3 protein-coding genes and 2 pseudogenes are annotated in these 2,716 nt (G+C 63.2%); 3 read left to right on the top strand and 2 right to left on the bottom strand.

Annotation, left to right across the window (positions count from 1 at the left end; genetic code table 11):
- Positions 1 to 182 (bottom strand): annotated as a pseudogene (locus X803_RS22785) (aminoacyl-tRNA hydrolase); the annotation flags it as partial.
- Complete coding sequence (locus X803_RS19200; RefSeq protein ID WP_035778583.1) at positions 154 to 798, bottom strand: 50S ribosomal protein L25/general stress protein Ctc; 645 nt, start codon at positions 796 to 798, stop codon at positions 154 to 156. The pseudogene X803_RS22785 and the gene X803_RS19200, both read right to left, overlap by 29 nt.
- A gap of 285 nt (positions 799 to 1,083) precedes the next feature.
- Here X803_RS19200 and X803_RS0110330 point away from each other — a divergent pair, with 285 nt between their 5' ends.
- The 3 genes and pseudogenes from X803_RS0110330 to X803_RS19195 form a co-directional block, all read left to right on the top strand.
- Positions 1,084 to 1,659: an arsenate reductase/protein-tyrosine-phosphatase family protein gene (locus tag X803_RS0110330; protein ID WP_026545080.1), complete on the top strand. Its 576-nt coding sequence runs from the start codon at positions 1,084 to 1,086 to the stop codon at positions 1,657 to 1,659.
- Positions 1,656 to 2,108 carry a VanZ family protein gene (locus tag X803_RS0110325; protein ID WP_026545079.1) on the top strand — a complete coding sequence of 151 codons (453 nt, stop codon included), beginning with the start codon at positions 1,656 to 1,658 and terminating at the stop codon, positions 2,106 to 2,108. Before X803_RS0110330 ends, X803_RS0110325 begins: the two co-directional genes overlap by 4 nt.
- Positions 2,109 to 2,225: 117 nt before the next feature.
- A pseudogene (locus X803_RS19195) lies at positions 2,226 to 2,716 on the top strand (nucleotide sugar dehydrogenase); the annotation flags it as partial.

Here is a 2,716-nt window from a genome sequence, read left to right as displayed (position 1 = left end):
GCGCGTGCCTTGGAGGTGCCGAACTTGCCACCCAGCCGCGCACCCAGCACGTCGAGGACCATCTGGCCCACATTGTGCCGGTTGCCGGAATAGCCGGGCCCGGGATTCCCGAGCCCGGCTATCAGCCAGGTGTTGTCTGACACCGGTGGAGTCTTAGGACTCGACGGCTTCCGGAACCACATCGCCGGTAGCTTCTTCAGTGGTGGCTTCGCCGCCGTCGGAGTCAACGCCGGTCTCGGTGGCGGTCTCGCCCAGGTCCTCGACAACCGGCGAGGAGACGTTGATGATCAGCGTCTCGGCTTCGGTCAGGAGGGTGACGCCCTTGGGGAGGCGGATGTCGGAGGCGTAGACGTGGTCGCCCACGCCGTGGCCGTCGAGGTTGACGGTGAGGGACTCGGGCAGGTGGGTTGCCTCGGCCTCAACGGACACGGTGGTCTGCTCCAGGTTGGTGACGACGCCCGGCTTGGGCTCGCCCTCAACGTGGATGTTGACCTCGACGGTGACCTTCTCGCCGCGGCGGACGGTCAGCAGGTCGATGTGCTCGACGATCTGCTTGAGGGGGTTGCGCTGGACGTCCTTGGCGAGGGCGAGGTGGTTTTCGCCGTCGACGTCGACGCTGAGGAGGGCGTTGGCGTGGCGGACTGCCAGGGTGGTTGCCTTGGCGGGCAGCAGTACGTGGATGGGATCGGCGCCGTGGCCGTAGATGACGGCGGGGATCTTGTTGGCGCGGCGTGCCTGGCGGGCAGCGCCCTTACCGAAATCGGTGCGCAGTTCTGCGGCGAGCTTCTGCTCGGACATGATGTCTCCTGAGTGTTTATGGTCTTCTGGGCGTACCATGCGATGAAGTGACGAAAGCCCAGGACCATCCCGGCGCAAACAGGTGCGCGTGTCAGGAAAGCCGCCAGCCACCGTCGATCACGGAGCGCGTTCTGGAGTTCACCAGACCGCTCCCTCGCCTAGGCATCGAGGATCCATGTTACAGCATGGGCAGTGGGCTGGCCGAAGCGGGACTGTGGGACCGGTACGCTTCGAGGTAGACCCGTCCTTCGCGCCGCCCAGGCGTAGTCTCCAGGAATAGAGGCCATGACCACCGATACGCCGTTCCGCATCCTTGCCGTGTGTACGGGCAACATCTGCCGCTCCCCCATGGTTGAGCGCCTCCTCCGGAGTTCCTTCGACGCGCTGGCGCCGGGTGAGTTCGAGGTCTCCAGCGCCGGCACGGGTGCACTGGTGGGCCGGGAGATCGACCCACAGGTGGCCGGCTTTGTGCGCGTCTTCAATGGGGATACGAACAACTTCGCCGCACGCCAGGTCGAGGAGCGCATCCTCGACGGCAAGGACCTTGTCCTGACTCTCACCCGCGACCATCGCGGCCAGATCATCGAGCTGATGCCGTCCCTGCTGCGGAAGACCTTCACCCTGCGTGAGTTCGCGAGGCTCATCACACCGCTCGACGGCGACCCGTCCCTCTGCGCCCCGATGCGCTGGCGTGCCATCCTCCCGAAGGTGGTGCGTGCCCGCACCGTCCATCCGGCAGACCCTTCCGGCGACGACGTGGTAGACCCTTTCCGCCGCGACGATTCCGTCTACCAGCAGATGGTCCGTGAGCTGGTGCCGGCGGTGGATACGTTGGTGGACTGGGAACGAAAGCACCGGTGACGGCTGGCCCTTCAAAACCAGTACGACGACGACGCGTCCTTGCCAGCTTGCTGGCCGGTTACCTGCTGGTGCTGTCACTCATCGCCTTCTGGCCGTCGCCCGTCGATGAGGGCGCGTCAGGGATGATCCACCGGGTATTGGGCTGGCTGGACGAGCGGGGAATGCCGCTGTGGGCCGGATACGGTCTGCTGGAGGTTTCAGCCAACGTTGTCCTGTTTGTTCCGTTCGGCATCCTGGTTGCAGCGTTCCTGCCGTTACGGCGTGCGTGGCACGCGTTGCCTGCGGGTCTTTTTGCGTCGATTTTCATTGAGGTGGGACAGAATCTGTTCCGCCCGGAGCGGTTCGCTACCGTGCAGGATGTGCTCGCCAACTCGCTGGGTGCAGCGGTTGGCACCGTGATTGTGTACGCGTTGGCGTATCGGCATGATGATGAGACGGAACGCCGCTGAATCGTGTTCCCCAATTGCGGCCGGTATCCTCAGGAAGGACACATGCGGCCAGTCGGCAGGCGGTCAATACCGGGGCGGTTCCGATCGCTGGACTTTGGGATATAACGGGGGAATTCGATGGGTGAATCAGCACGCAAAGTCGTCGTGGTGGGACAGGGTTACGTTGGTCTGCCCGTAGCCATGCGCGCTTTAGCCGTCGGTTATCGAGTGGTGGGAGTCGATCTCGATACCAACCGGATCGAAAGCCTTCGCAATGGCGCTTCATACGTGGATGACATCTCCGATGCCGAACTCACATCAGCCCTGCACTCGGGCGATTACCTTCCTACTTCCGACTATGCTGACGCTTCCAGTTTTGATATTGCAGTAATCACGGTTCCAACCCCCCTCCGAGAAAGCTTGCCCGACCTGAGCTTCATTGAACGCTCGGCCGAATCTCTTTCCAGCCACCTGACCGCCGGCGCGACCGTGGTGCTGGAGTCGACTACTTATCCGGGCACCACAGAGGAACTGCTGGTTCCGATCCTTGAGAAGGGATCCGGACTCAAGGCAGGCGTGGACTTCCACGTCGGATACAGCCCAGAACGGATTGATCCAGGCAACAAAAA

The organism is Arthrobacter sp. 35/47, assembly GCF_000520475.1.
Taxonomy (GTDB): Bacteria; Actinomycetota; Actinomycetes; order Actinomycetales; family Micrococcaceae; genus Arthrobacter_D; species Arthrobacter_D subterraneus.
Note: the sequence above shows the minus strand (reverse complement) of the source record. Positions and strands in the feature narration are given on the sequence as shown.